Source organism: Streptomyces sp. YIM 121038 (genome assembly GCF_006088715.1).
GTDB lineage: Bacteria > Actinomycetota > Actinomycetes > Streptomycetales > Streptomycetaceae > Streptomyces.
Genome location: NZ_CP030771.1, coordinates 5,709,235 through 5,734,859, shown reverse-complemented (window position 1 = coordinate 5,734,859; position 25,625 = coordinate 5,709,235). Strand labels below are relative to the sequence as shown.

Here is a 25,625-nt window from a genome sequence, read left to right as displayed (position 1 = left end):
CGCGCCGGAGCCGCTGTGGGCCGCCCGGGTGACGCGGTCGTCTCCGGGGCGGAGCGGCTTCAGAAAGGCGTCAGAACGGGCTGGTCCCGGTGAACCTCAGGACGAGCTGCGGCGCTCCGGAGAGGGCGATTCCGAGGACCGCGGTCGCGGCGATGGCCACGGTGAGCGGGGCGGGGACGCGGTGCCGGGCGGGCTCGCCCTCGGGGGCGCGGAACAGCAGCGCCGTCCACTGGAGGTAGTAGTACAGGGCGATCACCACGTTGACAGCCATGACCACGGCGAGCCAGCCGAGGCCCGCGTCGACGGCCGCCGAGAAGACGGTGACCTTCGCGAAGAGGCCGATGATGCCGGGGGGCAGGCCCGCGAGACAGAGCAGGAAGAAGGCGAGGGTGAGGGCGGACAGCGGGCTCTTGGCGTACAGGCCCCGGTAGTCGCTGACCCGGTTCTTGCGCCGGGTGCGGCCGACGAGCGCGGCGACGGCGAAGGCTCCCAGGTTCACGACGGCGTACATCAGGGCGTAGGCGACGGTGGCGCCGACGGCGTCCGTGGGGGCGTCCTCGCCCCGCCCGTTGTCGAATCCGGCCGACGCGATCGGCACCAGGAGGTAGCCCGCCTGGGCGACCGACGACCAGGCGAGCAGCCGGACCGCGCTGTACGCGCGCGTGGCCTGCTGTCGGAGGGCGGCGACGTTGCCCGCCGTCATGGTGAGCGCGGCCAGTGCGGCGATGGCCGGGCCCCACACGTCGTCGTACGACCGGAAACCGACGACGGTGACGAGGATGAGCCCGGTGAAGCCGACCGCCTTGCCGACGACCGAGAGGTACGCGGCGACGGGCAGGGGCGCGCCTACGTAGGCGTCGGGTACCCAGAAGTGGAACGGGACGGCCGCCACCTTGAAGGCGAATCCGACGAGGGTCAGCACGACACCGGCCTGGGCGAGCGTCTCCAGCTGTCCGTCGACCTGTCCGAGCTTCTCATCCAGCTCGGTGAGGTAGAGGGTGCCCGTGGCCGCGTACACGAAGCTGACGCCCAGGAGGGTCACCGCGGTGGCGGCGACCGAGGAGAGGAAGAACTTCAGGGCGGCCTCGGAGGACCGCTTGTCCCCGCGCTTGAGGCCGACCAGGGCGAACGCGGGCAGGGAGGCGACTTCGAGGGCGACGACGAGCGTGGCCAGGTCGCGGGAGGCGGGCAGCAGGACGGCACCCGCGACCGACGACAGGAGCAGGAACCAGAACTCCCCTTCGGGGAGCTCCCTCTTGGCGGCCCGCGCGTCCTTGAGGGTGCTCAGCGACAGCAGCCCGGCGAGCAGCGCTCCGCCGAGGACGAGGAGCTGGATGGCGAGGGTGAACTCGTCGACCGTGTAGCTGCACACGGTGCCGCCCGTGCCGACCACGCAGAAGGTGTCGCGGTGGTGGGAGTCGGCGATCGGCAGCATGGAGAGCGCGGCGGCGGCCAGGCCCGCGAGGGAGATCCAGCCGAGGAGCGCCTTGCGGTGCTCCCCTACGAAGAGGTCGATCACGAGCACGGCGAGCGCGACGACGGCCGTGATGGTGGGCGGCAGGATCGCGGGCCAGTCGACGCTCTGGACGACGCTGGCCGCGCTCTCGACGAAGGCGCTGTCGGTGGGGGCCACGGTCACGACTTTCCTCCCGCGAGGAGCTGCTGCACGGCCGGGTCGGTGAGGCCGAGGAGGGCCGCGGGCCAGAGTCCGGCGAGGACGGTGAGGGCGACGAGCGGGGTCCAGGCGGCGAACTCGTAGCCGTGGACGTCGGCGAGCCGGGGCGCGTCCGCTCCGGCGGCCGGGCCCATGCACACGCGGCGGACGACGATGAGCATGTACGCGGCCGTCAGGAGGGTGCCGAAGGCGGCGACGGCCATGAACGTGAGGTACGCCGGGCGGCTGAGGTCGTCGGCGGGCTTGAACGCGCCGAACAGCGCTAGCATCTCGCCCCAGAACCCGGCGAGGCCCGGCAGCCCGAGCGAGGCGACGGCCCCGAAGGCGAGCAGGCCGCCGAGGCGCGGGGCCTTGCCGTAGAGGGCGGCGCCGGACCCCTCGGCAAGGGCGTCGAGGTCGCTGGTGCCGGTGCGGTCCTTGAGGGCGCCGACGAGGAAGAACAGCAGGCCGGTGATCAGGCCGTGGGCGATGTTCGCGAACAGGGCGCCGTTCACGCCGGTCGGGCTCATCGTGGAGATGCCGAGCAGCACGAAGCCCATGTGGCCGACGGACGAGTACGCGATGAGGCGCTTGAGGTCGCCCTTCGCGCCGGGCCGCGCGAGCGCGAGGCAGGCGAGCGAGCCGTAGATGATCCCGACGACGGCGAACGCGGCGAGGTAGGGCGCGAAGGTCCGCATGCCGTCCGGCGCGATCGGCAGCAGGATCCGGACGAACCCGTACGTACCCATCTTCAGCAGGACGCCGGCCAGCAGGACCGAGCCGACGGTCGGGGCGGCGGTGTGGGCGTCCGGCAGCCAGCTGTGCAGCGGCCACATCGGCGTCTTGACCGCGAGCCCGATCCCGATCGCCAGAACGGCGATGACCTGCACGGACTTGGTGAGCCCGGGGTGATTGTCAGTGGCGAGTGCCACCATGTCGAACGTGCCGGACCTGAGACCGATGAGGAGGAGGCCGAGCAGCATCACGACGGAGCCGAGCAGCGTGTACAGGATGAACTTCCAGGCGGACCGAGCGCGTTGGGCCCCGCCCCAGCGGGCGATGAGGAAGTACATCGGGATGAGGACCATCTCGAACGCGAGGAAGAACAGCAGCAGGTCGAGGACGGCGAAGGTCGCGAGGGTGCCGGACTCGAGCACGAGCACCAGCGCCACGAATGCCTTGGGTGACGGGCCCTCAGGCAGCTTGAAGTAGCTGTACAGCGCGCAGAGGAAGGTCAGCAGCGCGGTCAGGACCAGAAGGGGGAGGGAGATGCCGTCGATGCCGAGGTGGATGCGCACGTCGAGCGCGGGGATCCAGCTGATGTCGGTCGTGGCCTGCATCTTCGACGGGTGGTCGTGGTCGAAGCCGAGCGCGAGGACGATCGCGGCGAGCAGGATCGCGCCGGTCACGGTCACGCCGTGGCGCAGCACGGCCTGGTCGGGCGACTTCCCCTTCAGCCCGGGCGGCGCCGGGAGGAGGGCGGCCACGGCGCCGACGAGCGGGCCGACCACGATCAACGCGAGAAGGAACTGCATCACGGACTCACTGATACCGATCACTGCTGCTCACGCTCCGGCGGTGGCGACGAGGACGGCGGCGACCGCCAGGACGACGGTGCCCGCGAGCAGCGCGCTCAGATAGGTCTGCACGTTGCCCGTCTGCGCGCGCCGGACGGCCGCGCCGAGCAGGCGGGGCGCGGCGCCCGCACCGCGGACGTACGTGTCGACGACCTCGCGGTCGAGGAAGCGGACGAGGCGGGCACCCGCCTGCACGGGACGGACGAACAGGGCGGCGTAGACGGCGTCCAGGTGGAAGCCCGCGGCGGCGTGGCGGTGCAGCGGGCCGAGCAGCAGACGGCCGGGGTCCGCCGGGTCGGGGGCGCTCGCGACGTCGCCGTACGCGGGGGCGTGGCTGGCGATGGCCTCCGCCTCGACCTCGCCCCCGTCGGCCTCGGGGTGGGCGGCGACGGCGCCGATCGGCACGCGGGCCGCGAGGGCCGTGGTGTGCCGCCAGGCGCCGTAGGTGACGAGGGCGCCGACCAGGGCGAGGCCGGTGCCGAGGACGGAGGTGGTGAGCTTCGGGGCGAGTTCGTGGCCGTCGAACCAGTCCGGCAGGGTGCCGACGGCGAGGCCGAAGGCGAGTGAGGGGACGGCGAGCACCCAGAGCACGGCGGTCATCGTGACGGGCTGACGGCCGTGGTCGGGGGCTTCCGCTCCCTGTCCGTTGAAGGCGAGCAGCCAGAGCCGGGCCGCGTAGGCGGCGGTGAGGAGGGCGCTGACCAGGCCCGCGACGAGGACGATCCAGCCCGCCGCTCCGGGGACGGCGTCGGCGTGCCCGGTGGCCGCGTGCTCGGCCGCGCCGAGCACCGCCTCCTTGGAGAAGAAGCCGCTGAACGGCGGGATCGCGGCGAGCGCGAGGAGCGCCACGGTCATCGTCCAGTAGGCGTCGGGGACGCGGGCGCGCAGGTTCCGCATGCGGGACATCGCGGCCAGGGAGTTGGTGCCCGCCGCGTGGATGACCACGCCGGCGGCGAGGAAGAGGAGCGCCTTGAAGGCGCCGTGGGACAGGAGGTGGAAGACGGCGGCGCCCCGGTCGCCGACGGCGAGCGCGCCGGTCATGTAGCCGAGCTGGCCGATCGTCGAGTACGCGAGGACCCGCTTGATGTCGTCCTGGGCGAGCGCGGCCAGGGCGGAACCGGCCATGGTGACGGCGGCCATGACGGCGAGGACGACCAGGGCCGCCGACGAGGCGGCGAAGACGGGGAGGAGCCGGGCGACGAAGTAGACACCGGCGGCGACCATCGTCGCGGCGTGGATCAGCGCGGAGACGGGGGTCGGGCCCGCCATCGCGTCGGGCAGCCAGGTGTGCAGCGGGAACTGCGCGGACTTGCCCGCCACGCCCGCGAGCAGCAGCAGGGCGATCAGCGTCGGGTGGTCGAGGCCGCCGTCCGCGACCGTCGCGAGGACGGTGGTGATCCGGAACGAGCCGGCGTCGACGGCGAGCGCGAACAGGCCGATCAGGAAGGGGACGTCACCGAGCTTGGTGACCAGGAAGGCCTTCAGGGAGGCGGCGCGGGCCTCGGGGGTCTCCCAGTAGTGGCCGACGAGGAAGTACGAGCAGATGCCCATGACCTCCCAGCCGACCAGGAGCACCATCAGGTCGCCGGAGTAGACGACGAGCAGCATCGCGGAGGTGAACAGCGACACGAGGGCGGCGTACGAGGGGTAGCGCGGGTCGTCGCGCAGATAGCCCGTCGAGTAGATCTGCACGCAGCAGGCGACGACGCCGACGAGGACGGCGACGAGCGCGGCGAAGCCGTCGATGTGCAGGGCGAGGTCGATCGGCACCGAGCCGGTGGGCGTGAGCTGGGTGGCCGCGTCCACGGCGGAGTCGCCGCCCTGGCGCGCGGCCACGACGGCGGCGAGGACCAGCGACGTCAGGGTGGGCAGCACCGCGAGGGGCCGCACCAGACCGGGGACGGTGCGGCCGAGCAGCAGGCCGGCGGCGGCGCCGAGGAACGGCAGGACGGGGACGAGGACGGCGAGGGTGGTCGTGGTCACGCGGTGGCCTCGGCCTTCTGCGACTGCTGAGACTTCTGGGGCTGCTGGGCCGCCTCGTCGGGGGCGGGCTCGGGCTCGTCGAGGGCGACGCCGTCAAAGTCGTCGTCGCCGTCGTCGTCGCCGTCGGGGTGTTCGGCGGTGTCGCGGAGGTCGTCGACGGCGGAGGTGCCCCGGTTGCGGTAGACGGCCAGGACGATCGCGAGGCCGATGCCGATCTCGGCGGCGGCGATGGCGATGGTGAAGAGCGTCAGGGCCTGGCCGGAGTGGAGCGTGTCGCGCAGCCAGACGTCGAAGGCGACGAGGTTGAGGTTGACGGCGTTGAGCATGAGCTCGACGGACATCAGGACCAGGATCGCGTTGCGGCGGGCGAGCACGCCGTACAGGCCGACGCAGAAGAGGAGGACGGCGAGGACGGCGGGGTAGGCGAGGTGCATCAGCGGGTCCTCTCCTGCTGGGCCGTCGCGCCCTTCGGGGGCTGCGGGCCGCTCCGGCTCTTCGGGGGCTTGCCGCCGGGGTCCTCCTTGGACTTGCGGGACAGCACGATCGCGCCGACCAGTGCGGCGAGGAGCAGCACGGACAGCGCCTCGAAGGGCAGCACCCAGTTCCGGAAGAGGAAGGCGCCGGTCACCTCGGTGGAGCCCTGGGCGGGGCCGTCCAGCTCGATCCACTGCGTACGGAACGCGTCCACGACGACCCACACCAGGGCGGCAGCGGCGGCGAGGGCCACGGCGAGCGCGACCCAGCGGTTGCCCGAGTCGGCGTCCGGGGAGCGGCCGATGGGGGCCCTGGTGAGCATCAGACCGAAGAGGAGGAGGACCACGACGGAACCGACGTAGATGAGGACCTGCACCCAGGCGATGAACTCGGCGCTCAGGAGCAGGTACTCGACGGCGAGCCCGCCGAGGGCCACGACCAGCCAGAGCGCGGCGTGCACGAGCTGCTTGGTGGTGACGGTGACGATCGCGGCGCCGAGGGTGACGAGGCCGACGAGGAGGAAGGCGACCTCGACGCCGGTCGGGGACAGGAAGCCGTGGGGGGCCGCGGCGGCGACGTGGACGTTCACGCGTCCCCCTCGGGCTCGGTGGTCTGCTGTTCGGCGGCGGCCCGCTCGGCGGCGAGCTTGTCGGCGGCCTTGCGGGCGGCGGCCAGTTCCTTGGGTTCCTCGGCGGCGGGGTCGAGGGCGGGCGGGGCCGGGACGGTCCACATCCACTCGCGGAGCTTGTCGCGCTCGTGGGTGAGCTCGCGGATGTCGGTCTCGGCGTACTCGAACTCCGGGGACCAGAACAACGCGTCGAAGGGGCAGACCTCGATGCAGATGCCGCAGTACATGCAGAGGGAGAAGTCGATGGCGAAGCGGTCGAGGACGTTGCGGCTGCGCTCGCGGCCGCCGGGCGCGGCGGGCGGGACCGTCTCCTTGTGGGAGTCGATGTAGATGCACCAGTCGGGGCACTCGCGGGCGCAGAGCATGCAGACCGTGCAGTTCTCCTCGAACAGGCCGATGACGCCGCGGGTGCGGGGCGCCAGGTCGGGCTGGACGTCCGGGTACTGCTCGGTGACGGACTTCCGCGTCATCGTGCGGAGGGTGACGGCGAGGCCCTTGGCCAGGCCGGATCCGGGGACGGACATGCGGGGCCGCCCGGACGGCGTCGTTGAGGGGCGGTGGTCGGGTGACGGGCGGGCCATTAGTTGATCGCCACCTTCACGATTCCGGTGAGCGCGATCTGCGCCAGGGCGAGCGGGACGAGGAGGGTCCAGGAGAGCTTCTGGAGCTGGTCCTCGCGGAGCCGGGGGTAGGTGACGCGCAGCCAGATGACGACGAAGGCGAGGAGGCCGGTCTTCAGGAGGGTCCACACCCAGCCGAGGCCGTCGGCGCCCCCCGGCCCGTGCCAGCCGCCGAGGAAGAGGACGGTGGTGAGGCCGCACAGGACGACGATCCCGGCGTACTCGGCGAGGAGGAAGAGAGCGAAGCGCAGTCCGGTGTACTCGGTGTACGCGCCGAAGATGATCTCGGAGTCGGCGACCGGCATGTCGAAGGGCGGGCGCTGGAGTTCGGCGAGCCCGGCCACGAAGAAGACCACGGCGCCGACGATCTGCCAGGGCAGCCACCACCACTCGAAGGCGTTGAGGATGCCGGGCAGCGAGACCGTGCCCGCGGCCATCGCGACGGAGGCGGCGGCGAGCAGCATCGGCAGTTCGTACGCCAGCAGCTGGGCCGCCGTGCGCAGGCCGCCGAGCAGGGAGAACTTGTTGGCCGACGCCCAGCCCGCCATCAGGGAGCCCAGGACGCCGACGCCCATGACGGCGAGGACGAAGAAGATGCCCGCGTCGACGACCTGACCGACGGCGCCCTCCTGGGGGCCGATGGGGATGGCGACGAGGACCAGGAGGTAGGGCAGCAGGGCGACGGCCGGGGCGAGCTGGAAGATGCGGCGGTCCGCGTCGGCGGGGACGACGTCTTCCTTCTGCGCGAACTTCACGCCGTCGGCGACGAGCTGGGCCCAGCCGTGGAAGCCGCCCGCGTACATGGGGCCGAGGCGGCCCTGCATGTGGGCCATCACCTTGTGCTCGGTCTGGCCGACGATCAGGGGCAGGGCGAGGAAGGCGACGAAGACGACGAGGAGTCGCAGGGTGACGTCGAGGGCGTCGTTCACTGCGTGCCTCCTTCGGTGCCGGTGTCCGGGTTCCCGGAGTCCCCCTCGTTCGCCGTGTTCTCTGTGGTCTCTGCCGGTGCCGGGGGCTCTGCCGGTGCCGGGGTCTCTGCCGGTGCCGGGGTCTCTGCCGGTGCCGTCCGAGGTTTCCGCTCGGGTTCCTGCTTCGGTGTGTCGAAGGCCGGGCGGGCGTGGTGCCACGGGGCGTCGGAGGCGCGCGGCGCGGGCTGCGGCTTGTCCGGCGCCGGGGCGGCCGGGGCGGCGTCGGGGCCAGGGGCCTCGGGGGGCCGCGCCGCGTCCGCCGGAGCGGGGGTCTGCGCCGCCGTACGCTGCGACGCCGAGCCCTGGCTCACGCTGCGCGCGCGGCGCGGCGGCCGGGCGGGAGCGGGGGCCTGGTCGGCGGCCGGGGCGTCGGTCGCCGGAGCGTCGGCGGCCGGAGCGGGGCTCTGGCCGGCCGAACCCGCGCTCGCCGTCCGCGTGCGCCGTGCGGGGCGCTCCCCCGCGGCCGCGGCACGGCCCGCGCCGCGTGCGGGGCGCGCCGGGGCGGCGGGCAGCTGGCCCTTCAGCGGGCCCCACTCGTTCGGGTCGGGCACGCCGGGCGGAAGCATCTGGCGCCGCTTGGGGCCACCGTGCTCGGACTCCCCCGGTTCCTTCGCGCCGGGCCACGCCTTGGCCACGCGGGCCGCGAGCACGAAGTCCTTGCGCAGGGGATGGCCTTCGAAGTTCTCCGGAAGCAGCAGCGGAACCAGGTGCGGATGGCCCTCGAAGCGGACGCCGAACATCTCGTGGGTCTCGCGCTCGTGCCAGGCCGCGCCCGCGTAGACGTCGACCGCGGAGGGCAGGACGGGCGCCTCGTGCGGAACCGTCGTACGGACGAGGAGGCGCCGCACCGGGGACAGCGCCACCACGTGGCAGCTCACGCGAAAGCCCGTGCCCGGTTCGTCGACGGCGCTGAGCCAGTCGAAGTACGTGCAGCCGAGCGTGGACCGGGCGGTCCGCAGGGCTTCGGGCCAGGACGCGGACGGCACGTCCACGGTCAGGAGGTCGTACGACTCCTCGGCGGTCGCCTCCGCGCCGAACAGTTCCTCCACGGGGGCGGACAGCCAGCCGGTCATCTGCCGTCCTCCCCTACGGAGGGCGCGGAGGGCGCGGCCTGCGCCGAGGGCTCGGCCGGGGGCGCCGGGGGAGCCACCGGGCCGCTGCGCAGCGCGGCCGTGGACGGGCGCGCCCCGTTGGCGGCGTACCGCTCGCCGAGGGACTCCCGCGCGATCTTCTCCTGGAGCTTGAGGATGCCCTGGAGCAGGGCCTCGGGCCGGGGCGGGCAGCCGGGGACGTACACGTCGACCGGGATGATCTGGTCGACGCCCTTGGTGACGGAGTACGAGTCCCAGTACGGGCCGCCGCAGTTGGAGCAGGCGCCGAAGGAGATGACGTACTTGGGCTCGGGCATCTGCTCGTACAGGCGCTTCACGGCGGGCGCCATCTTGTCCGTGACCGTGCCGGACACGACCATCAGGTCGGCCTGGCGCGGGCCCGGCGCGAACGGGATGACGCCGAGCCGGATGAAGTCGTGGCGGGCCATGGAGGCCGCGATGAACTCGATGGCGCAGCAGGCGAGCCCGAAGTTGAAGACCCACAGGCTGTAGCGGCGGCCCCAGTTCAGGACCACCTTCATCGGCTCGGGGGCGAGCCGGGACAGGACGCCCAGCTTCTTCGGCTCCGGGAGGAGCACGGGCTCGGCCGGCCCCGCGGGCTCCTGGTTCACGTCCATGTGAGGACGCCCTTCTTGTAGGCGTACAGCAGTCCCACGGCGAGGAAGCCGAGGAAGATGAACATCTCGACGAGGGTCGTCGCGCCGTAGCCGGACTCGGCGAAGACCGTCGCCCACGGGAAGAGGAAGATCGAGTCGACGGCGAAGATCACGTAGAGGAAGGCGTACACGTAGTAGCGCACCTGGGTGTGCGCCCAGCCCTCGCCGACCGGGTCCACGCCGCACTCGTACGTGAGGAGCTTCTCGGGGGTCGGCACGACGGGCCGCAGCAGCCGCCCGGCGCCGAAGGCGACGGCGACGAACAGCACGCCGACCACGGCGAGCAGTCCGACGACGGAGTACGACTCGTAGTAGCTCGCCGCGACGTACGTCGTCCCTGGCACGTCAGCCCCTCGCTCCCTGCACTCCGTGACTCGCCCTGTTCGACGATCTGTACGCACGGGAGTCTAGGGCCTGCTAAAGGCGAGGTAAGCAGACCGTCACGGACCGGTCTGCCGCGGGTCCGTCATCGGCCGGATCCGCCGGATCGGTTCGCCGGATCCACCCCAGCGATCTGGTGGGGTTATCCACAGTCCGGTTCGGCGGCCCCCCTCATGGCGCGCGGGGCCACACGCCGGGCACTCTTGCTCATATGACCCCACGTTCCACGTCTTCGCAGGCCACACCGGAGCCACTGCCGCCTGCCCGGTTCGCGTACGACGCGCACACCTGGAAGGAGATCCTGCACCTCCTGCTGAATCTCCCGGCGGGCCTGGTCGGTTTCACGTATGTGGTGACGGCGTGCTTCATCGGCGGATTCCTGTCGTTCACGGTCATCGGTCTGCCGCTGCTCGCGCTCGCGCTGTACGGGGCGCGGCTCTTCGGCAGGTTCGAGCGGGCGCGGGCCCGGACGCTGCTCGGCGTGCACATCGACGAGCCGAGCCCCATGCCGCTGAAGTCGCGGCGCGGCGGCGGGGTCCTCACCTGGCTGTGGTCGACGCTGAAGGACCCGGTGGGCTGGCGGGCCGTGCTGTACGGGTTCATACGCCTGCCGTGGGGCATCGCGACGTTCACGCTGACGCTGTGCGGCCTGTTCCTGCTCTGGCCGGTGCTGCCGTTCGTGGTGCGGGCGCTCGCCAACGCCGACCGGGCGATGGCCCGCGGACTGCTCTCGCCGTCGGACGAGCTGGAGCGGCGCATCGCGGAGCTGGAGTCGGACCGGGGCGTGGTCGTGGACACCGCGGCGGCGGACCTGCGGCGCATCGAGCGGGACCTGCACGACGGCGCGCAGGCCCGGCTCGTCGCGCTCGCCATGGGGCTCGGTCTCGCCAAGGAGAAGCTCCTCGAGGACCCGGACGCGGCGGCGGCCATGGTCGACGAGGCGCACGGCGAGGTGAAGCTCGCCCTCCAGGAGCTGCGCGACCTGGCCCGGGGCATCCACCCCGCGGTCCTCACCGACCGCGGCCTCAGCGCGGCGCTGTCCTCGGTGGCCGCCCGGTGCACGGTGCCGGTGAAGGTGACGGCCGATCTGCCCGCGCGCCCGGCGGCGGCGATCGAGGGCATCGCCTACTTCACGGTCTCCGAGCTCCTGCAGAACGTGTCCAAGCACAGCGGCGCCCGCACCGCCGGCGTCGAGGTGTGGCGCTCGGACCAGCGGCTGCTCATCCAGGTGCGCGACGACGGGCACGGCGGGGCCAGCCTGGACGGCGGCACGGGCATGGCGGGCCTCTCGGAGCGGCTCGGTGCGGTCGACGGCCTGTTCATCATCGACTCGCCGCAGGGCGGGCCGACGACGATCACGGCGGAGCTGCCGTGGCGTGACCGGACGGAGTGAGGCGGGCGCGGCCCGGACGGAGTGAGGCGGGCGCGGCCCGGGCGCCGTGCCGGAGCGGGCCCTTCCGCCGGCGGGGCCCACATCCCCCCGGAGGGTAGGGAAAACCCCCGGCCGAAGACGCCGACGCGCTCCATGGTCCACCACACGCCCCGGAGCGCACTCTGGGAGTACGACAAGAGGGAGCCCGCGCCGGTCACGGAGGGCCGGGAACCGCGCGGGACGAACAGAAACGGACGGCAGCGATGGCCACGGACTACGGACAGGGGTACGGACACCTCATGAGGAGCGACCTCGACGGCCGCTGGGCCGAGGACCACGGGGGCGACGCGGCTGGGACGGCCCGCCACCACCGCCTCCCGGTCTGGCTGCGGGCGCCCTTCGAGGGGCGCACCCTGCGGGAGTTCGTGTACGTGCTGCTCTCGATGCCCCTCAGCGTCATCGGCTTCTCCTTCGCGGTGACGACGCTCACGCTCGGCGTGGGTCTGCTGATCACGTTCATCGGCGTCCCCGTCCTCGCCCTGGCGCTGACCGCCTGCCGCGGCTTCGGGTCGCTCGAGCGGGTGCGGGCGCGGGCGCTGCTCGGCGTCGACGTGAAGGACCCGCACCCGCTCCAGCCGCGCGGCTCGGGGCCGCTGGCGTGGATGGGTGCCGTCCTGAAGAGCGGCGTCTCCTGGCGGCACGCGGTGTACGCCGTCATCCACATGCCGTGGGCGATCTTCGCCTTCGTGGTGGCGCTGGTCTTCTGGACGTACGGCTGGGCGATGCTCACGTACCCGCTGTGGTTCTGGATCTTCCCGGCCTACGTGGGCCAGGGCGGCATCCAGCTCTACAGCGACGCCACGCACCACATCTACCTGGACAACCCCTTCGAGATCGGGCTCACCGCCCTCACCGGTCTGCTGATCACGCTGGCCACGCCGTGGATCATCCGTGCCCTGACCACCGTCGACCGCGTCCTGGTCTTCGGGCTCCTCGGCCCCTCCCGCCTGGTGTCGCGCGTCGCGGAGCTGGAGTCGGACCGCGGTGTGGTCGTGGACACCGCGGCGGCGGACCTGCGGCGCATCGAGCGGGACCTGCACGACGGCGCGCAGGCCCGGCTCGTCGCCCTGGCCATGGACCTCGGCCTCGCCAAGGAGAAGCTCGCGGAGGACCCGGAGGCGGCGGCCCGGATGGTCGACGAGGCGCACGGCGAGGTGAAGGTGGCCCTCCAGGAGCTGCGCGACCTCGCGCGGGGCATCCACCCCGCCGTGCTCACCGACCGGGGGCTCGACGCGGCCCTGTCCTCCCTCGCCGCGCGGTCCACCGTGCCGGTGGACGTGGAGGTCGACCTGCCCGCCCGGCCCGCGGCGGCGATCGAGGGCATCGCGTACTTCACGGTCTCCGAGCTCCTGCAGAACATCAGCAAGCACAGCGGGGCCTCGCGGGCGTCCGTGGACGTGTGGTGGGCGGCAGACCGGCTGATGCTCCAGGTGACCGACGACGGCCGGGGCGGGGCCGACGTGGGAGCGGGCTCCGGGCTCGCGGGGCTCGCTGAGCGGTTGGACGCGGTGGACGGGATCCTCGTGGTGGAGTCCCCCGTCGGCGGCCCGACCCTGGTGACGGCGGAGCTCCCCTGGCGGGGCTAGCCCCCGGCCCCCGAGCCCCAGGCCCCCGCCTCGCCCGGCGCACCCCACCCGCGCGCCCCGGCGGCCCTGACCGGCGCACCCCACCACACCCCGGCGACCCCGGACGGCGCACCCCACCCGCGCCCCGGCGCCCCTGACCGGCGCGCCCCCGCGCCTCCCCCTCGACCACTGAACCGGCTGGAAAGCCACGCCCCGGACGGGCTTGATCTGCCCGTTCGGGGCGTTCGGCTGTTCGGACGTGGCCGGAGTCGGTCCCATGAGGGTCCGGATGCTGGGATGCTGGGGTCTGTCAATGGGGTGGGGACAGGCTGTGGGGGGCCGGAACATCGTGGAGGACAAGGTGCGGGTGGTCATCGCCGAGGATTCAGTGCTGCTCAGGGAGGGGCTGACCCGGCTGCTGACCGACCGCGGGCACGACGTGGTCGCGGGCGTGGGGGACGCGGACGCGCTGATCAAGACGATCACGGAGCTCGCGGCCCAGGACGAGCTGCCGGACGTCGTGGTCGCGGACGTGCGGATGCCGCCGACGCACACGGACGAAGGGGTCCGCGCGGCCGTGAAGCTGCGCAAGAGCCATCCGGGGCTCGGCGTGCTCGTGCTGTCCCAGTACGTGGAGGAGCAGTACGCGACGGAGCTGCTCGCGGGGTCGAGCCGGGGCGTGGGCTATCTGCTCAAGGACCGGGTCGCGGAGGTCCGCGAGTTCGTGGACGCGGTGGTGCGGGTGGCGCAGGGCGGGACCGCGCTCGACCCGGAGGTCGTGGCGCAGCTGCTCGGGCGCAGCCGCAAACAGGACGTCCTCGCGGGCCTCACCCCGCGTGAGCGGGAGGTCCTGGGCCTGATGGCCGAGGGGCGGACCAACTCGGCGATCGCGCGTCAGCTCGTCGTCAGCGACGGGGCCGTGGAAAAGCACGTCAGCAATATCTTCTTGAAGCTCGGACTTTCCCAGAGCGACGGCGATCACCGGAGGGTGCTTGCCGTGCTCACGTATCTGAATTCCTAATTCCGTATTTCCGGTGTCCTTCCGGAAACGTCCGGCCCCATTCCGGGGCGTTCGGGATTCACCATCCACCCACCGCACTGACATCGTGTCAGAGGTGCCGGACGAGGTACTCCGACCAGGGCGGGAACGTCCCGGCAGCGGGACAGCGCCCAGCGCAGGAGGGCGCCGGTCCTAGATCCGGCGCCCTAGAACCAAAGGATGAGCGGAGAGCGTCTTCATGAGAGGCCGGGGGGCGAGGCAGAACGTGATAAATCAGGGCATCAAGCTGTCTCAAAGGTGCGTCCACCATGCGAGCGGCCCCAGGAAGGTACCCCTTACAGACGTAGGGTGGGCAGCGGGAGGGCAGGTCTGCCTGCGATCCCGCACAGTCGCCTCGAGGGAGGTCCAGTTCAGTGACCAGCCAGGTCAGTAGCCCGGCCGAGCAGGCCGACGAAGCCGTAGTCGGGGAACAGCGCAGGCCCGCGGGCGAGAAGGACGTACGCCGTCTCGACCGAGTGATCATTCGTTTCGCGGGTGACTCCGGTGACGGCATGCAGCTCACCGGTGACCGGTTCACCTCCGAAACGGCGTCCTTCGGCAACGACCTGTCGACGCTGCCGAACTTCCCCGCCGAAATCCGTGCCCCCGCCGGCACGCTGCCGGGCGTATCCAGCTTCCAGCTGCACTTCGCCGATCACGACATCCTCACCCCGGGCGACGCGCCGAACGTATTGGTCGCGATGAACCCGGCCGCCCTCAAGGCGAACATCGGCGACGTGCCGCGCGGCGCCGAGATCATCGTCAACACGGACGAATTCACCAAGCGGGCCATGCAGAAGGTGGGGTACGAGACCTCGCCGCTGGAGGACGGCTCGCTCGACGGGTTCCAGGTCCACCCGGTGCCGCTGACCACGCTGACGGTCGAGGCGCTGAAGGACTTCGACCTGTCCCGCAAGGACGCGGGCCGCAGCAAGAACATGTTCGCGCTCGGTCTGCTCTCGTGGATGTACCACCGGCCGACCGAGGGGACCGAGCGGTTCCTGCGGACGAAGTTCGCCAAGAAGCCGGACATCGCGGAGGCGAACATCACCGCGTTCCGCGCGGGCTGGAACTTCGGCGAGACGACCGAGGACTTCGCGGTCTCCTACGAGGTGGCACCCGCGGCGGCCGCCTTCCCGCCGGGCACCTACCGGAACATCTCCGGCAACCTCGCCCTCGCCTACGGCCTGATCGCCGCCTCGCGCCAGGCCGACCTGCCGCTGTACCTGGGCTCGTACCCGATCACGCCCGCCTCGGACATCCTGCACGAGCTGAGCAAGCACAAGAACTTCGGCGTGCGCACCTTCCAGGCCGAGGACGAGATCGCGGGCATCGGCGCCGCCCTCGGCGCCGCTTTCGGCGGCTCGCTCGCGGTGACCACGACGTCGGGGCCCGGCGTGGCCCTGAAGTCGGAGACGATCGGCCTCGCGGTGAGCCTGGAGCTGCCGCTCGTGGTCGTGGACATCCAGCGCGGCGGGCCCTCCACCGGTCTGCCCACCAAGACCGAGCAGGCCGACCTGCTCCAGGCGATGTACGGCCGCAACGGCGAGGCGCCGGTGCCGGTGGTCGCCCCGCGCACCCCGGCGGACTGCTTCGACGCCGCCCTGGAGGCGGCCCGGATCGCGCTGACGTACCGCACGCCCGTCTTCCTGCTGAGCGACGGCTACCTGGCCAACGGCTCCGAGCCGTGGCGCATCCCGGAGTCGGACGAACTCCCGGACCTGCGCGTGCAGTTCGCCTCCGGGCCGAACCACACCCTGGCGGACGGCACCGACGTCTTCTGGCCGTTTAAGCGGGACCCGAAGACCCTCGCCCGGCCGTGGGCGATCCCCGGCACGCCGGGCCTTGAGCACCGCATCGGCGGCATCGAGAAGCAGGACGGCACGGGCAACATCTCGTACGACCCGGCCAACCACGACTTCATGGTCCGTACCCGCCAGGCCAAGGTCGACGGCGTCGCCGTGCCGGACCTCGAGGTCGACGACGCGACCGGCGACGCGCGGCTCCTGGTCCTCGGCTGGGGCTCCACGTACGGGCCGATCACCGCCGCCGTGCGCCGGCTGCGCGCCGCGGGGCAGAGCGTCGCGCAGGCCCATCTGCGCCACCTCAACCCCTTCCCGCGGAACCTGGGCGACGTCCTGAAGCGTTACGACAAGGTGGTGATCCCCGAGATGAACCTCGGCCAGCTCGCCACACTGATCCGCGCCGAGTACCTCGTGGACGCGGTCTCCTACAACCAGGTCAACGGAATGCCGTTCAAGGCCGAGCAGCTCGCCACGGCTCTCAAGGAGGCCATCGATGGCTGACACCACGATCGAGGGGCCCACCGGCTCCGAGACGCTGCTGAAGCTCGTGCCCAAGGCCGAGGCCAAGCAGTCGATGAAGGACTTCAAGTCCGACCAGGAAGTGCGCTGGTGTCCCGGCTGCGGCGACTACGCGGTCCTGGCGGCCGTCCAGAGCTTCATGCCCGAGCTCGGCCTGGCCAAGGAGAACATCGTCTTCGTCTCCGGCATCGGCTGCTCGTCCCGCTTCCCGTACTACATGAACACGTACGGGATGCACTCCATCCACGGCCGCGCCCCCGCCATCGCTACGGGCCTCGCCTCCTCGCGGCGCGACCTGAGCGTCTGGGTCGTCACCGGTGACGGCGACGCCCTGTCCATCGGCGGCAACCACCTGATCCACGCCCTGCGGCGCAATGTGAACCTGAAGATCCTGCTGTTCAACAACAGGATCTACGGCCTCACCAAGGGCCAGTACTCCCCCACCTCCGAGGTCGGGAAGATCACCAAGTCGACGCCGATGGGCTCGCTCGACGCGCCCTTCAACCCGGTGTCCCTCGCGATCGGCGCCGAGGCCTCCTTCGTCGCCCGCACGGTGGACTCCGACCGCAAGCACCTGACCGAGGTCCTCCGCCAGGCCGCCGACCACCCGGGCACGGCCCTGGTGGAGATCTACCAGAACTGCAACATCTTCAACGACGGCGCCTTCGAGGTCCTCAAGGACAAGCAGCAGGCCGAGGAGGCCGTGATCCGCCTGGAGCACGGCGCGCCGATCCGCTTCGGCACCGAAGGCTCCAAGGGCGTCGTGCGCGACCCGGCCACCGGCGACCTCAAGGTCGTCCCCGTGACCGCGGAGAACGAGGGCGACATCCTCGTCCACGACGCCCGCGCCGCGTCCCCGACCACGGCCTTCGCGCTCTCGCGCCTGGCCGACCCGGACACGCTGCACCACACCCCGATCGGCGTGTTCCGGAGCGTGGAGCGGCCGGTGTACGACACGCTCATGGCCGACCAGCTCGACACGGCCGTCGAGCAGCACGGCAAGGGCGACCTCGCGGCGCTGCTCGCCGGCGGCGACACCTGGACGGTCGTCGGCTAGCCGTCACCGCCCGCGTACGACGAGGCCCGGTCCTGACCTTTCAGGACCGGGCCTCGTCGTACGCGCGGCGCGCGTCAGGCGCGGGCCGCGTCGTACTCCTCGCGCGCCTTCAGTACGTCGTCCATGCGCCGGTCCGTCCAGGTGGCGAGGGCCATGACCTGCTCGGCGGCCTCGCGCCCCAGGCCGGTGAGGGAGTAGTCGACGTGCGGCGGGATGACCGGCCTGGCCTCGCGGAGCACCAGGCCGTCCCGCTCCAGGGTCTGGAGGGTCTGGGCCAGCATCTTCTCGCTGACGGTCCTGCCGATCCGGCTGACCTCGCGGCGCAGCTCGCTGAAGCGGTACGAGCGCTCGGCGAGCGCGATCAGGACGAGGACGCCCCAGCGGCTCGTGACGTGCTCCAGGACGAGGCGGTGGGGGCACAGCTGCTCGGCGCCCGGGGTCCGACTTTTACTTACGGCCATGCCAGTACCTTACTTCAAAGTGGGTACTTACGGATGGTTAGTGCCCTAGCTAGGGTGAGTGCCATACCTCATCCCAACGGGACATACAGGAGCAACCACCCATGAGCATCGTCGTCACCGGAGCCACCGGACACCTCGGCCGCCTCGTCGTCGAAGGGCTTCTCGCCGCGGGCGTGCCCGCCGACCGGGTCGTGGCCGTCGTACGGAACGAGGAGAAGGCCGCCGACCTCGCCGCGCGCGGCGTCGAGCTGCGGATCGCGGACTACAGCGCGCCCGAGACCCTCACGGGCGCCTTCGCGGCGGGCGACAAGGTCCTGCTCGTGTCCGGCAGCGAGATCGGGCGCCGGGTGCCGCAGCACCGGGCCGTCATCGACGCGGCGCGGGCCGCCGGGGTCGCGCACCTGGTGTACACGGGCATCCTCGGCGGGCCGGACGCCGACTTCGACCTCGCCGCCGAGCACAAGGAGACCGAGCGGGCGGTGCTCGCGTCGGGCCTTCCGTACACGTTCCTGCGCAACGGCTGGTACCACGAGAACCACACCGAGCACCTCGCCCCCGTCCTGGAGCACGGGGCCGTCGTCGGCAGCGCCGGGCCCTCGGGCCGCGTCGCCTCCGCCGCCCGCGCCGACTACGCCGCCGCGGCCGTCGCCGTCCTGACCGGCGAGGGCCACGAGGGGCGCGCGTACGAGCTGAGCGGGGACGTGGCGTGGAGCTTCCCCGAGTACGCGGCGGAGGTCGCGAAGGCCTCCGGCACGTCTGTGTCCTACGCCGAGGTGTCGCCCGCGGAGCATCTGGCGGTGCTGGTGGGGGCGGGGCTGCCGGAGCCGGTGGCGGCGGTGCTGGTGGATGCGGACGCGGCGATTCGCCGGGGGCGGCTCGCGGGGACGAGCGGGGATCTTGCCCGGCTCATCGGGCGGCCGACCACGCCGCTTGCCTCGGCTGTTGCTGCCGCTCTGGTCTGACCGTCTCGTTTGCGGGTGCTGGCCGGTGGGGGGCTGTGCCCACCCGTTCCGCCCTCTGGGCGGACCAGCTGCCCACAGCAGGGGGGCAGGTGTGTCATGACCGTATGGCGAAACGGGCATGACAGGTCAGGGCCGTGGGCGCTACCTTCGGAAGGCAGCGTGGGGCTGCCGGTACGGAGGAGGAACTGTGGGACCTGCGCAGGCGAAGGGGGAAGCCCGCACAGGCCTCCTGAACGGCATCGCCGCCTACGGCATGTGGGGCCTCGTGCCCCTCTTCTGGCCGCTCCTCAAGCCCGCGGGCGCGGGCGAGATCCTGGCCCACCGCATGGCCTGGTCCCTCGTGGTCGTCGCCGTCGCACTGCTCTTCGTACGCCGCTGGGCCTGGGCCGGTGAACTGCTGCGCCAGCCCCGCAAACTGGGCCTCGTCGCCATCGCCGCGTCCGTCATCACCGTCAACTGGGGCATCTACATCTGGGCCGTGAACACCGGCCACGTCGTCGAGGCCTCCCTCGGCTACTTCATCAACCCCCTGGTCACCATCGCGATCGGCGTGCTGCTGCTCGGCGAGCGGCTGCGGCCCGTGCAGTGGGCCGCCGTCGCCGTGGGCCTGGCCGCCGTGCTCGTCCTCGCCATCGGCTACGGCAGGCCGCCGTGGATCTCGCTGTGCCTGGCCTTCACCTTCGCGACGTACGGCCTGGTGAAGAAGAAGGTCAACCTCGGCGGTCTGGAGTCCCTGGCCGCCGAGACGGCCGTGCAGTTCCTGCCCGCCGTCGCCTATCTGGTGTGGCTCGGCACCCGGGGCGACCTCGTGTTCGGCACGGAGGGCGCCGGGCACGCCGCGCTGCTCGCCGCGACCGGCGTGGTGACGGCGGCGCCGCTGGTCTGCTTCGGCGCCGCCGCGATCCGCGTGCCGCTGTCCACGCTGGGGCTGCTCCAGTACCTGGCGCCCGTGTTCCAGTTCCTGCTCGGCATCCTGTACTTCCACGAGGAGATGCCGCCGGAGCGGTGGGCCGGGTTCGCCCTGGTGTGGCTGGCGCTCGCGCTGCTGACCTTCGACGCGTTCCGCTTCGCGCGGCGCAACGCGGCGCGGGCCGCCGCCGCGCGGCAGGCCGTCCCGTCTCCCGCCGTCAGGCCCACGCACCCCGCGCCGCCGCCGACTTCACGTACGCGCTGAAGTCCCTCGGCGCCCGGCCGAGTACGTCCTGGACGCCCGTCGCGAGCGGCGAGAGGTGGCCCTCGGCCGTGAACGTGAAGACGGCGGCCAGTTCGCGCGCCAGCGGCTCGGGGACCTCCGCCGCGCGGAGCTCCGCCAGGAACTGCTCCTGCGTGACCGCCTCGAAGCGCATCGGGCGGCCCGACGCCGCCGCGATCTCCGCGACCGCCTCGGCGTAGGTGAGGGCGCGCGGGCCCGAAAGGTCGTACACGCGGCCGGAGTGGCCCTCCTCGGTGAGCAGCGCGGCCGCGACCTCCGCGATGTCCTCGACGTCGACGAACGGCTCGGCCACGTCGCCGACCGGCAGGGCGAGGCGGCCCGCGAGCAGCGGGGCGTGGGCGTAGTCCTCGTCGAAGTTCTGCGCGAAGTTGTTGGCGCGGATCACCGTCCAGTCGACGTCCGCCTCCCGCACCACGCGGTCCGCCCGCGCCATGCCCGCGAGGAAGGACTCGCCGGACACCTCGATGCCGCGCCCGGACAGGACCACGAAGCGGCGCACGCCCGCCGCCACGGCCTGGGCCACGAAGTCGGCGACGGGCTCCGGCTCCTCCGGCGCGACCAGGTAGAGGGCGGACGCGCCGTCCAACGCCGCCGCCCAGGTAGAGCGTTCGTTCCAGTCGAAACGGGTCTCGCCGGAGCGGGAGGCCGCGCGCACGGTGTGGCCCGCCGCGCGCAGCCGGGGCACGAGCCTGCGCCCGGTCTTGCCGGTGGCGCCGAGCACGAGGATCAGGTCGTCGGTACGCGGTGCCTTCTGGGGTGTCTGCTGGGGTGTCGTCGTCATGCGTCCAGCCAACCCCGGTGCCGCTCCCGGTGACATGGGCGTCCGTCTCGGCCCCATAGGCGTCCGTCTTGCCGGCCCGGACGGCCGTCTACGGTGGGGGCATGGACGCTCTGGGGGATCTGCTGCGCGGCATCCGCGCGGACGGCGCGCTGTTCGCCCGTACGGTGCTGCGCGGGGCGTGGGAGCCGGAGCCGACGGAGCCCGTCGCGCTGACCCTGGTCATGGTGTTGCGCGGGCAGGCCCACGTCACGGGCCCGGGCGGGACGCGCACCCTGGGGGCGGGCTGCGCCGCCGTGCGCACCTCGGGCCCTTTCGGCGTCGCCGCCGCGGGCGACGCGGAGACCGAGCTGGTCACCGGCACCTACCAGTGGGACGGCAGCGGCGGACGGCGGCTGCTCAGCGCGCTGCCGCCGGTGCTCGTGGTGCCCGGCGGCGAGGAGTGCCTGACGATCATCGGCCTGATCGCGGACGAGGTGGCGGCCGACCGGGCGGGGCGCCAGTACGTGATGGACCGGATGCTCGACTGGCTGCTCGCCTGCACCCTGCGGGAGTGGTTCGACCTGCCCGAGTCCTGCCCGCCCGCCTGGTACCGGGCGCTGGGCGACGACGTGGTGGGCCCGGCCCTGCGCGCCATGCACGAGGAGCCGGGCCGGGCCTGGACGGTGGCGGCGCTCGCCGCGCGCGCCCGGGTCTCACGCGCGGCCTTCGCCCGCCGCTTCGCCGATCTCGTCGGGCAGCCGCCGATGGCGTACCTCACCGAGTGGCGCATGACGCTGGCCGCCGAGCTGCTCGCCGAGCCGGGTGCGACGGTGGCGTCCGTGGCCGGACGGGTCGGGTACGCCGACGGGTTCGGCTTCAGCGACGCCTTCAAGCGGATCCGGGGCATCAGCCCGAGCGGTCACCGCGCCTCGCTGGTCACGGGCAGGGCGGCGGCCGGTTCTTCGCTGCGGGCCGCGGGCTGAGGCGGTCGCCCGCCGCGCACCACCCCGGCCAGGGCGACGGCCACGCCCACCAGGGCGAGGGCCACCGGCACCACGAGGGCCGCGCGGAAGGCGTCGAGCGAGTGCCCGGCCCCGGCGGTGCCGCCGTGGCCCCCGGCGACGAGCCCGTACACCGCCGTCACGCCCGAGACCCCGATCGCCGCCCCGAACTGCGTGGCGGTGTGCAGGATTCCGCCCGCGAGGCCCTGCTCCCGCGCGGCGACGCCGTCGGTCGCCGCGATCATCAGCGGCCCGTACGCGAGGGCGAAGGACGTGCCCGCGATGAGCAGCGTCGGGAACATCGCCGCGTACGTCCAGTCCCTGCCGACCGGCAGGAACAGCGCGTACGCGAGGGCCGCGAGCAGGAAGCCGCCGAGGATGACGCGGGCGTGGCCGTAGCGGTTCACCAGGCGGGGCGTGAGGGTCGGCGCGAGCACCACGTCGCAGCCCATCACGACGAGGGCGATCGCCGTCTGCCACGACGACCAGCCGCGCAGCTCCTGCAAGTACAGCGTGAGCACGAACTGGAAGCCCATGAAGGCGCCGAGGAACAGCAGCGCGCCGAGCCCGGCCCGCACCACCGTGCCGGTGCGGAAGATGCCGAGGCGCACGAGCGGCACGGCCGCGCGGCGCTCGATGCCGACGAACGCCGCGCCGAGCAGCAGCCCGCCGAGGGTTGCGCCGAGCGTCAACGGCCAGCCGTCGAGGCCGTGTTCGAGCCGTACGACGCCGTAGGCGAGCAGCAGCATGGCGCCCGCGGCCGCCGCCGCGCCCGGCAGGTCGAAGCCGCCCGAGCGCAGGGTCGCCGACGCCTTCGCCGCGGGCGCGTCGGCCGCGGGCACGAGCCGGACGGCGGCGGCGAGGATCGCGGCGGCGAGGACGACCGGGGCGAAGAACACCCACTGCCAGCCGAGTTCGGTGAGCAGCCCGCCGATGACCAGGCCGAGCGAGAAGCCGCCCGCCGAGGTGCCCGCGAACACGAGCAGCGCCTTGTTGCGCTCGGGGCCCTCCGCGTACGAGGTGGTGATGATGGACATCGCGGCGGGCGTCATGAACGCGGCGGCCACGCCGGTCACGAACCGGGCCACGATCAGCATCCAGCCCTCGGTCGCGAGGCCGCCGAGCCCGGAGAAGACCAGGAAGACCCCGAGCCAGGTCAGGAACATCCGTCGCCTGCCGAGCAGGTCGGCCGCGCGGCCGCCGAGCAGCGTGAAGCCCGCGTAGCCGAGGACGTACGAGCTGATCACCCAGGCCGCGGTGGCCGTCGACAGGTCCAGGTCGGACCTGATCGTGGGGATCGCGATCGCGAGCATCGCGATGTCGGCGCCCTCCAGGAAGATCGTGCCGCAGAGGACGAGCAGCAGTGCCCACGCGCGGGCGCCCATGGTGACTCCTCGATTCAACCCGTTGGTTACCCAACTGATGGCCGGTTCCTTCTTGTAACCATGGACAGCGTGCGGCAGCATCGGCAGGCATGGAAGAAGGCACTTTGAAGTCACCGAGTAACTCCGGGAGCACCGTGCCTCACGACGCCGCCCGGGAGTACGGGAACGGGCTGGACTACGGGGACGCCGACCCCTTCCAGTGGGACACCCGCGAGGACTGCCAGGTGCGGCAGATCCTCGACCGGATCGCCGACAAGTGGTCACTCCTGGTGATCGCACTCCTCGACCAGCGCCGTCTGCGCTTCACGGAGCTGCGGCGCGAGATCGACGGCATCAGCCAGCGGATGCTCACCGTCACCCTGCGTCAGCTGGAGCGCGACGGCCTCGTGCGGCGCACGGTCCACCCGGTGGTGCCGCCCCGCGTCGAGTACGAGCTGACGCCGCTGGGCGGCACCCTGCACCACACCATCCAGTCCCTGGTCACCTGGACCGAGGAGCACCAGAACGAGATCGCGGCGGCGCGGTCGTCGTACGACGCGCGGGCGGCGGACGCCGAGGCCGGGGGCGGCGCCGGGGCCTGAGGTGCTCCGGGCCCTAGGCGTCGAGGGCGTGGCCCGTGGTCACGTCCACGTGGTCGGGGACCTCGTCGTGGCGGTCCCCGACCGTCAGCGTGCCCGTGGGCTCGAAGAGCAGGATCCGGGTGCCGGGGCGCGCGGTCGGCTTGTGCTCGGTGCCGCGCGGGACGGTGAAGACCGAGCCCTTCGGCAGGGTCACCGTGCGCTCCCCCGCGGGCTCGCGCAGGGCGATGTCCAACTCCCCGTCCAGGACGAGGAAGAACTCGTCGGTGTCATCGTGCACGTGCCACACGTGCTCGCCCTCGACCTTGGTGACGCGTACGTCGTAGTCGTTGACGTGCGTGACGATGCGGGGGCTCCAGTGCTCGTCGAACGAGGCGAGGGCCTCGTCGAGAGCGATCGGCATACGCCTCTGAACTGCGGTTTCCATGGTCATAAGGCCATCGTGAACCTTGGCCCGCGCGACCACGAGTGCTAGAAATCGCATATGGCGCAAGAAAACTCGCAGGGGCCCGGGGGCGGGCCGGGGGCCGGGGGCGGGGCCAGGGCCGGGGCCGGGCGGGCGGGAGCCGGGGCCGGGCGCCCCGGAGCCGGGGCCGGACGGTCAGGAGCCGGGGCCGGGCGTTCCGGGGCCGGGGCCGGGCGGGCGGGAGCCGGGGCCGGGCGCCCCGGAGCCGGGTCTGGGGCCGGGTCTGGGGCCGAAGCCGGGCGGCCGGGAGCCGAAGCCGGGCTGTCGGGGGGCGGGGGCGGGCGGGGGCATCGGGTCGTTGTCATCGTTGATGAGAACTCCAATCCCTTCGAACTCGGCTGCGCCACCGAGGTCTTCGGGCTTCCGCGGCCCGAGCTCGGCCGTGAGCGGCCCTCCCTGTACGACTTCGCGCTGTGTTCGCCCGAGCCGCGCACCCTCATGCGCGACGGCTTCTTCACCCTCACCGGGGTGGTCGGGATCGAGGCCGCCGACACCGCCGACACGCTGATCGTGCCCAACCGGCCCGACACCGAGGTGCCGCGCCGCCCCGCCGTCCTGGACGCCGTACGGCGCGCGCACGCGCGCGGGGCCCGGCTCGTCGGCTTCTGCAGCGGCGCGTTCACGCTCGCCGAGGCCGGGGTCCTCGACGGGCGCCGCGCCACCGCGCACTGGCAGTGGGCCGAGGACTTCCGGGCCCGCTTCCCCGCCGTCCGGCTCGAACCCGACGTCCTCTTCGTCGACGACGGCGACATCCTCACCGCCGCGGGCAGCGCCGCCGCGCTCGACCTCGGCCTGCACATCGTGCGCCGCGACTTCGGCGCGGAGGTCGCCGTGTCCGTGTCCCGGCGGCTCGTCTTCGCCGCCCACCGCGACGGCGGACAGCGGCAGTTCGTGGAACGGCCCGTCCCCGACGTCCCCGACGAGTCCCTCGCGCCGCTCCTCGCCTGGGCCCAGGAACGCCTCGACGAACCCCTCACCGTGGGCGGGCTCGCCGCGCGGGCCGCCGTCAGCCCCGCCACGCTGCACCGGCGGTTCCGGGCGCAGTTGGGTACGACGCCGCTGGCCTGGCTCAACGGGGAGCGGGTCGGGCTCGCGTGCCGGCTCATCGAGCGCGGGGAGGAACGGCTCGACGTGGTGGCCCGGCGCAGTGGGCTCGGGTCCGCGGCCAACCTCCGCGCGCGGCTGCGCCGGGCGACGGGGCTCAGCCCCTCGGCGTACCGCCGCCGCTTCGGCCCCTGACGGGTGGGTTCCCCTCTCCCTGGCGCGGCCCGCCTTCGCCGGGCGGGCCCTCGGCGCGGGGCGTCGCGCCTCACGCCGCCCTGCGCCCCC

The 25,625-nt window shown here is 72.7% G+C and carries 24 protein-coding genes; 10 read left to right on the top strand and 14 right to left on the bottom strand.

What is annotated here, in order from left to right; genetic code table 11:
- Positions 1-70 precede the first annotated feature (70 nt).
- From C9F11_RS24515 to C9F11_RS24470, 10 genes are read right to left on the bottom strand one after another with little or no spacing between them, the layout of a single operon-like run.
- Positions 71-1,639, bottom strand: a complete 1,569-nt coding sequence (locus C9F11_RS24515; protein ID WP_249401874.1) for an NADH-quinone oxidoreductase subunit N — start codon at positions 1,637-1,639, stop codon at positions 71-73.
- Positions 1,636-3,213, bottom strand: a complete 1,578-nt coding sequence (locus tag C9F11_RS24510; RefSeq protein ID WP_138961287.1) for an NADH-quinone oxidoreductase subunit M — start codon at positions 3,211-3,213, stop codon at positions 1,636-1,638. The genes C9F11_RS24515 and C9F11_RS24510 overlap by 4 nt, the downstream gene beginning before the upstream one ends.
- Before the next feature lie 6 nt (positions 3,214-3,219).
- A complete protein-coding gene (locus tag C9F11_RS24505; protein WP_138961286.1) occupies positions 3,220-5,214 on the bottom strand; it encodes an NADH-quinone oxidoreductase subunit L in 1,995 nt (664 codons plus the stop codon).
- Positions 5,211-5,648, bottom strand: coding sequence for an NADH-quinone oxidoreductase subunit NuoK (gene nuoK / locus C9F11_RS24500; RefSeq protein WP_138961285.1), 438 nt, complete (start codon positions 5,646-5,648; stop codon positions 5,211-5,213). The genes C9F11_RS24505 and nuoK overlap by 4 nt, the downstream gene beginning before the upstream one ends.
- Entirely contained in the window at positions 5,648-6,277 is a 630-nt protein-coding gene (locus C9F11_RS24495) for an NADH-quinone oxidoreductase subunit J (protein WP_249401873.1), read from the bottom strand. The genes nuoK and C9F11_RS24495 overlap by 1 nt, the downstream gene beginning before the upstream one ends.
- Positions 6,274-6,840, bottom strand: a complete 567-nt coding sequence (locus tag C9F11_RS24490; RefSeq protein WP_138961284.1) for an NADH-quinone oxidoreductase subunit I — start codon at positions 6,838-6,840, stop codon at positions 6,274-6,276. The genes C9F11_RS24495 and C9F11_RS24490 overlap by 4 nt, the downstream gene beginning before the upstream one ends.
- Positions 6,841-6,896: 56 nt before the next feature.
- Positions 6,897-7,865 carry a complex I subunit 1 family protein gene (locus C9F11_RS24485; protein ID WP_138961283.1) on the bottom strand — a complete coding sequence of 323 codons (969 nt, stop codon included), beginning with the start codon at positions 7,863-7,865 and terminating at the stop codon, positions 6,897-6,899.
- Positions 7,862-8,977, bottom strand: a complete 1,116-nt coding sequence (locus C9F11_RS24480) for an NADH-quinone oxidoreductase subunit C (protein WP_138961282.1) — start codon at positions 8,975-8,977, stop codon at positions 7,862-7,864. The genes C9F11_RS24485 and C9F11_RS24480 overlap by 4 nt, the downstream gene beginning before the upstream one ends.
- Positions 8,974-9,633: an NADH-quinone oxidoreductase subunit B gene (locus C9F11_RS24475; RefSeq protein ID WP_138961281.1), complete on the bottom strand. Its 660-nt coding sequence runs from the start codon at positions 9,631-9,633 to the stop codon at positions 8,974-8,976. The genes C9F11_RS24480 and C9F11_RS24475 overlap by 4 nt, the downstream gene beginning before the upstream one ends.
- Positions 9,624-10,016 carry an NADH-quinone oxidoreductase subunit A gene (locus tag C9F11_RS24470; RefSeq protein WP_030684951.1) on the bottom strand — a complete coding sequence of 131 codons (393 nt, stop codon included), beginning with the start codon at positions 10,014-10,016 and terminating at the stop codon, positions 9,624-9,626. The genes C9F11_RS24475 and C9F11_RS24470 overlap by 10 nt, the downstream gene beginning before the upstream one ends.
- 248 nt (positions 10,017-10,264) lie before the next feature.
- On the opposite strand from C9F11_RS24470, the gene C9F11_RS24465 reads away from it, so the two are divergent.
- From C9F11_RS24465 to C9F11_RS24445, 5 genes are all read left to right on the top strand, one after another.
- Positions 10,265-11,446 carry a sensor domain-containing protein gene (locus tag C9F11_RS24465; protein WP_138961280.1) on the top strand — a complete coding sequence of 394 codons (1,182 nt, stop codon included), beginning with the start codon at positions 10,265-10,267 and terminating at the stop codon, positions 11,444-11,446.
- A gap of 278 nt (positions 11,447-11,724) precedes the next feature.
- On the top strand, positions 11,725-13,071 hold the full coding sequence (locus C9F11_RS24460; protein WP_249401872.1) for a sensor histidine kinase: 1,347 nt from the start codon (positions 11,725-11,727) through the stop codon (positions 13,069-13,071).
- 340 nt (positions 13,072-13,411) lie between these two features.
- Positions 13,412-14,071, top strand: coding sequence for a response regulator transcription factor (locus C9F11_RS24455; RefSeq protein ID WP_275940281.1), 660 nt, complete (start codon positions 13,412-13,414; stop codon positions 14,069-14,071).
- A gap of 392 nt (positions 14,072-14,463) precedes the next feature.
- On the top strand, positions 14,464-16,395 hold the full coding sequence (locus C9F11_RS24450; RefSeq protein WP_138961278.1) for a 2-oxoacid:acceptor oxidoreductase subunit alpha: 1,932 nt from the start codon (positions 14,464-14,466) through the stop codon (positions 16,393-16,395).
- On the top strand, positions 16,388-17,470 hold the full coding sequence (locus C9F11_RS24445) for a 2-oxoacid:ferredoxin oxidoreductase subunit beta (protein ID WP_138961277.1): 1,083 nt from the start codon (positions 16,388-16,390) through the stop codon (positions 17,468-17,470). Before C9F11_RS24450 ends, C9F11_RS24445 begins: the two co-directional genes overlap by 8 nt.
- Before the next feature lie 74 nt (positions 17,471-17,544).
- Here C9F11_RS24445 and C9F11_RS24440 read toward each other — a convergent pair whose 3' ends face one another.
- Positions 17,545-17,931: a helix-turn-helix domain-containing protein gene (locus C9F11_RS24440; RefSeq protein WP_138961276.1), complete on the bottom strand. Its 387-nt coding sequence runs from the start codon at positions 17,929-17,931 to the stop codon at positions 17,545-17,547.
- 101 nt (positions 17,932-18,032) lie between these two features.
- Here C9F11_RS24440 and C9F11_RS24435 point away from each other — a divergent pair, with 101 nt between their 5' ends.
- Together C9F11_RS24435 and rarD are read left to right on the top strand one after the other, a co-directional pair.
- The gene (locus C9F11_RS24435) at positions 18,033-18,893 is read left to right on the top strand and encodes an SDR family oxidoreductase (protein ID WP_138961275.1); all 861 of its coding nucleotides are present in this window, start codon (positions 18,033-18,035) and stop codon (positions 18,891-18,893) included.
- A gap of 187 nt (positions 18,894-19,080) precedes the next feature.
- Positions 19,081-20,067 (top strand): EamA family transporter RarD, encoded by a 987-nt coding sequence (gene rarD, locus C9F11_RS24430; RefSeq protein WP_269078096.1) that lies wholly within the window; start codon positions 19,081-19,083, stop codon positions 20,065-20,067.
- Here rarD and C9F11_RS24425 read toward each other — a convergent pair.
- A complete protein-coding gene (locus tag C9F11_RS24425) occupies positions 20,021-20,887 on the bottom strand; it encodes an NAD(P)H-binding protein (RefSeq protein WP_138961273.1) in 867 nt (288 codons plus the stop codon). The two genes, rarD and C9F11_RS24425, sit on opposite strands and share 47 nt — an antisense overlap.
- Positions 20,888-20,988: 101 nt before the next feature.
- On the opposite strand from C9F11_RS24425, the gene C9F11_RS24420 reads away from it, so the two are divergent.
- Positions 20,989-21,849: an AraC family transcriptional regulator gene (locus C9F11_RS24420; protein ID WP_138961272.1), complete on the top strand. Its 861-nt coding sequence runs from the start codon at positions 20,989-20,991 to the stop codon at positions 21,847-21,849.
- On the opposite strand, the gene C9F11_RS24415 is transcribed toward C9F11_RS24420, so the two are convergent.
- Positions 21,786-23,252, bottom strand: a complete 1,467-nt coding sequence (locus tag C9F11_RS24415) for an MFS transporter (RefSeq protein ID WP_171075832.1) — start codon at positions 23,250-23,252, stop codon at positions 21,786-21,788. The genes C9F11_RS24420 and C9F11_RS24415 overlap by 64 nt on opposite strands.
- An 89-nt stretch (positions 23,253-23,341) precedes the next feature.
- Here C9F11_RS24415 and C9F11_RS24410 point away from each other — a divergent pair, with 89 nt between their 5' ends.
- Positions 23,342-23,833: a helix-turn-helix domain-containing protein gene (locus C9F11_RS24410; RefSeq protein ID WP_249401871.1), complete on the top strand. Its 492-nt coding sequence runs from the start codon at positions 23,342-23,344 to the stop codon at positions 23,831-23,833.
- 13 nt (positions 23,834-23,846) lie between these two features.
- Here the strand turns inward: C9F11_RS24410 and C9F11_RS24405 are convergent, their stop codons facing one another.
- The gene (locus C9F11_RS24405; protein WP_249402222.1) at positions 23,847-24,233 is read right to left on the bottom strand and encodes a cupin domain-containing protein; all 387 of its coding nucleotides are present in this window, start codon (positions 24,231-24,233) and stop codon (positions 23,847-23,849) included.
- Between the two features lie 501 nt (positions 24,234-24,734).
- Here C9F11_RS24405 and C9F11_RS24400 point away from each other — a divergent pair.
- Positions 24,735-25,535 (top strand): helix-turn-helix domain-containing protein, encoded by an 801-nt coding sequence (locus C9F11_RS24400; RefSeq protein ID WP_346347340.1) that lies wholly within the window; start codon positions 24,735-24,737, stop codon positions 25,533-25,535.
- Positions 25,536-25,625 lie beyond the last annotated feature (90 nt).